The organism is Sphingosinicella sp., from assembly GCF_052387495.1.
Lineage (GTDB): Bacteria > Pseudomonadota > Alphaproteobacteria > Sphingomonadales > Sphingomonadaceae > Allosphingosinicella.
Window position 1 is genome coordinate 1 of sequence record NZ_JBQTJC010000259.1, and the last position, 4,781, is coordinate 4,781.

The 4,781-nt window shown below is 70.2% G+C and carries 5 protein-coding genes; all 5 read left to right on the forward strand.

Annotated elements, in window-relative coordinates; genetic code table 11:
• Window positions 1-646 (forward strand): aldo/keto reductase (locus ACT4N8_RS14140; protein ID WP_444858755.1); only part of this gene is annotated, 646 nt, incomplete at its 5' end.
• A 13-nt stretch (window positions 647-659) separates the two neighbouring features.
• On the forward strand, window positions 660-1,064 hold the full coding sequence (locus tag ACT4N8_RS14145; RefSeq protein ID WP_444858756.1) for a DUF4383 domain-containing protein: 405 nt from the start codon (window positions 660-662) through the stop codon (window positions 1,062-1,064).
• An 80-nt stretch (window positions 1,065-1,144) separates the two neighbouring features.
• The gene (locus ACT4N8_RS14150; RefSeq protein ID WP_444858757.1) at window positions 1,145-2,395 is read left to right on the forward strand and encodes a L,D-transpeptidase family protein; all 1,251 of its coding nucleotides are present in this window, start codon (window positions 1,145-1,147) and stop codon (window positions 2,393-2,395) included.
• A 114-nt stretch (window positions 2,396-2,509) separates the two neighbouring features.
• Entirely contained in the window at window positions 2,510-3,361 is an 852-nt protein-coding gene (locus ACT4N8_RS14155) for a DUF4440 domain-containing protein (protein WP_444858758.1), read from the forward strand.
• A 60-nt stretch (window positions 3,362-3,421) separates the two neighbouring features.
• A partial coding sequence (locus tag ACT4N8_RS14160; RefSeq protein WP_444858759.1) for an FAD-dependent oxidoreductase occupies window positions 3,422-4,781 on the forward strand: 1,360 nt, incomplete at its 3' end.

Sequence of the window (4,781 nt, forward strand, 5' to 3'; positions counted from 1 at the left end):
GCGGCTCGGCATCGACACGATCGACCTCTTCTACCAGCACCGGGTCGATCCCAACACGCCGATCGAGGAGACGGTCGGCGGCATGGCCGAGCTGGTGAAGGAGGGAAAGGTGCGCCATCTCGGCCTCTCCGAGGCGGGTCCGGAGACGATCCGCCGCGCCGCCGCAATCCATCCGATTGCCGCGCTCCAGTCCGAATATTCGCTCTGGGAGCGGGAGGTGGAGGAGGACATCCTCCCCGTCTGCCGCGAGCTCGGCATCGGCTTCGTCCCCTACAGCCCGCTCGGCCGCGGCTTCCTCGCCGGCCGCATCAAGAGCCGCGACGATCTTCCCGCCGACGATTGGCGGCGCAACGACCCGCGCTGGTCGGAGGCGAATTTCGACGCCAATCTCGGCCTCGTCGAGGTGGTCGAGCGGGTCGCCGCGCGCCACGAGGCTTCGGCGGCGCAGGTCGCGCTGGCATGGCTTCTCGCGCAAGGGGATGATATCGTGCCGATACCCGGCACGAAGCGCCGGGCGACGCTGGAGGACAGCCTCGCCGCGGTCGATCTCGACCTCGGCACGGCCGATCTGGCCGAGCTCGACGCGGCACGCGCGGTGTCCGGCGCGCGTTACGATGAAGCGGGGATGCGTAGGGTTCGTCTCTGAAAGGGAGAACGACATGAGCACGCGCACGTTCGCCACGATCTTCGGAATTGTCTTTCTGCTTGTCGGTATCGCGGGCTTCGTGCCGCAGCTGGTGACAAGCGGGGCGGAAGTCCATCCGCTCGCGGTCGACGCCGACCATGGCATGCTGTTCGGCCTCTTCCCGATCAGCCCGCTGCACAATGCCGTGCACATCCTGTTCGGCCTGTGGGGCCTCTATGCGGGCCGCTCGGCGGGCAATTCTGTGACCTACGCCCGCGGCGTCGCGCTCATTTACGCGCTCTTGACCGTGGCCGGCTTCATTCCGGCGCTCAGCGACGGCTTCGGGCTGGTCCCGCTCTACGGCAACGACATCTGGCTGCACGGCCTGCTCGCCCTCGTCGCGGCTTATTTCGGCTGGGTCCACCGCACGCCCGCCTGAGGGCGACCTGAGCCATTTCGTCGACGAAACGTGCAGGAATTGCGCTGGCGCGAAAGGCCCTCCTCGGCTAGAAGGGGGCCATGAGGACATCGCTGAAAATTCCCGCGCTGCTCGTCGCGCTTGCGACGCCGACCATGCCCGGCGCCATTCAGACCGCGGCGCTCGCCCAGCAGGCGCCGGCCGCCCCGCCTTCCGCCGCGCCGCCTGCCGTGCAGGTGCCGGCACCTGCACCTGTCGTCCGGACCTGGCGGCGCGCGGCGGCGCAGGAGCTGCTCGACTATGTCGAGCGGGTCGATGCCGAGGGGCTCGATCCCGCCGCCTACGATCCCGAGCGGCTGCGCGCGGCGATCGCCTCGGGCGACGATGCGGCGCTCACGCCGGTCGCGAACCAGACCTTCCTGCGCCTCAGCGCCGACCTTTCCGGCGGCCAGGTCCGCGGCAACAGCCGGGTCCAGTGGTTCATCCCTGACACGTCGATCAACGGCAACCAGCAGCAGATGCTGCTGCAGCGCGCGAGCCAGGGCAATGTCGCAGCGATCCTCGACGGCCTCCTGCCCACCCACCCGCAATATGCCGGCCTCAAGCGCGCCCTCGCCCAGACCGATCCGGAGGATCGCGCCCGCCGCGACCTGATCCGCGCCAACATGGAGCGCTGGCGCTGGATGCCCCGCAACATGGGCGCGCGCCATGTCATCGTGAACGTCCCCGCCTTCACCGCCGCGATCGTCGACAATGGCAGCGTCACTGCCCGTCACCGCACCGTGGTCGGCGCGCGGCGCACGCCGACGCCGCAGCTCGCCGCGACGATCACCGCGGTGACGCTCAATCCCTGGTGGCACCTGCCGCAGAGCATCATCCGCGAGATGGGCGGCCGCTTCGGCCCGACCTACGAGGTCCGCCGCTCGGGCAGCTCGATAAGCGTCCGCCAGCGTCCGGGGCCGCACAATGCCCTCGGCCGGCTCAAGATCGAGATGCAGAACGATCACGCCATCTATCTGCACGACACGCCGTCGCAGCAATATTTTCAGCGGGCGGTGCGCGCCTTCAGCCACGGCTGCATCCGCACCCAATATCCGCGCGCCTTCGCGGAGGTGCTGCTCGCCCCGACCGGCCGGTGGGACCGCGCCGCGATCGACGCGGCGATTGCGCGCGGCGAGAACATGCAGGTCCCGCTCGCCGAGCCGATTCCGGTCTACATCGCCTATTTCACGGCGGCGGCGACCAATGACGGCAATATCGTCACCTATGCCGATATTTACGGCCGCGACGCCCCGGTCCGCCAGGCGCTGAACCGGGCCGGAAGCGGCAACACCGCCGTCGCCAGCCGCTAGGCGCCGAACCTCCGTCGAAGCCTGCCGGCGCTTCGCCGAACGGCCCGCCACCTCCGCGCCGCGCCGTGACAACGAGCGCGCCGACCCGCGGGAATGCGGCAGGAGTTGACGACCATGAAGATGTTCTGGACCCGCGGCCTGATCGCGCTGGCGGCGATCGCCGGCAGCGCCGCGCTCGCCGAGGCGCAGGCGCCGATCGACCAGGTGATCGCGGCCGAACGCGCCTTCGCCGATTACACCCGAGCCAACGGCTTCAAGCAGGGCTTCCTGCGCTACGTCGCCGACGACGGCATCGTCTTCCAGCCCGGCCCGGTCCGCGCCCGGCCGGGGCTCGAGGCACTGCCGGACGCGCCGCCACCCGGCCCGCCGCTCTTCTGGTGGCCGCACTGGGCCGGCGTCGCCAATTCGGGCGACCTCGGCTTCACCACCGGCGGCGCGACCATCCCGGTGCGCTACTTCACCGTCTGGCAGCGTCAGGCCGACGGCTCGTGGCGCTGGATCTACGACGGCGGCCCGCTCCATGAGGCGCCGTTGCCCGGCCCGACCGAGACGGTGGCGCGGCTCGCCCCGGCGACCGCGTCGGCAGGCTCCGCCGAGCAGGCGCTGGCCGAGATCGCCTCGCTCGAAGCCGAGCTCGCCGAGCGCGCCGCGACTGACGCACCGGCCGCGCATCTGCGCTACCTCTCCGACGACGCGCTCGTCGCCGGCTCGCGCACCGCCTCCTACCCTGGACGCGCGCATCATGCCGCCGAGCTCGCCCGCCGCCCGGCCCGCATGACCTTACGTCCACAGGGCGGCGTCGCGAGCAGCGGTGGCGACCTCGCCTTCACTTATGGCGAGGCGCGCTGGAGCCGCGACGAGCAGCCGCGCTGGGGCCATTATGCCCGCATCTGGCAGAAGCGGACCGAAGGCTGGCGCCTCGTCGCCGACGTTCTGATCCCGGCGCCCGGCGCGCCGCCCCCCTGATCCGGAACAGGCGCCGCGGCCGGCGGTTGTCCCGCTATACCCTTCAGCCGGGAGCCCGTCATGGCCCGCATCCGCCACGAATCCTACTGGAACGCGACCGCGTCCGCGTCGAACCATCCGCCCTTGGCCGGAAAGCACGATGTCGACGTCGCCATCGTCGGGGGCGGCATCGTCGGCGTGATAACCGCCCGCCTTCTCAAGGACCGCGGCCTCAGCGTCGCCTTGGTCGAGGGGAACCGGGTCGGCGAGGGCGGCACCGGCAAATCGACCGCCAAGATCACCTCGCAGCACAACATCGCCTACACAATCATCGAGCGGAAGTTCGGGGCCGAAGGCGCGCGCCATTATGCTGACGCGAATGAGGCCGGCCTCAGGCTCATCGCCGAGCTGAGTGACCGCCACGGCATCGCCTGTGACTTCGCCCGCAAGCCGGCTTTCACCTATACGCTCGACGACAAGGAGATCGCGCGGATCGAGGAGGAGGCGAAGCTCGCCGCTGTGCTCGGGCTGCCCGCCACCCTCACCCGCGAGATCGGCCTGCCCTATGAAGTCCGCGCGGCGATGCGCTGGGACGATCAGGCCCAGTTCCACCCCACGAAGTTCGTGAAGGGCCTCGCCGCCACCCTTCCAGGCGACGGCTGTCACGTCTTCGAGCAGTCTCGCGTGGTGGATTGGGATCCGCGTCGGGTCGCGACCGGGAGCGGAACGGTGCGTGCGCGGCATGTCGTGATGGCCACCCACCTGCCGCTCGGTCAGACCGGCCTGTTCTACGCCGAGACCCACCCGCACATGCACCCGGTGATCATGGGCGAGGCGGAGCCGAGCCGCGTGCCGGACGGCATGTATATCAGCGCCGAGACTCCGCACCGCTCGCTGCGCGGCCATCGCGACGAGGACGGGCGCGATTGGCTGATCTTCACGGGGCCTTCCTTCAAGGGCGGCGACGTCGAGGGCGAGCGCGCGGCCTTCGCCGAGCTCGAGGAGTTCGCCAGGCGCCATTTCTCCGTCGCGCCGTCCTGGCGCTGGACCAACATGGACTATACGCCGATGGACTCGGCGCCGTTCGTCGGCTGGTCCTCGTCCGGCGACAGCGCCTATCTGGTCGCGACCGGCTTCAATGCCTGGGGGATCACCAATGGCGCCGCCGCCGCGATCCTGATCGCCGACCTGGTCGAGGGGCGCGAAAATCCCTGGCTCGACCTTTACGACGCGACCCGGATCAAGCCGGTCGCGGGCGCCGTGCAGTTCGCCAAAGGCAATGCCGAGGTCGCCGCGGACCTGATCGGCGGCCATCTCCGCCCCAAGCCGGATGCGCTCGACTCGCTCAAGCCGGGCGAAGGCGGAATCCTTAAGCTCGACGGCCGCAACGTCGCCGCCTTTCGCGACGAGCAGGGCCAGGTCCACGCCGTCTCTGCGACCT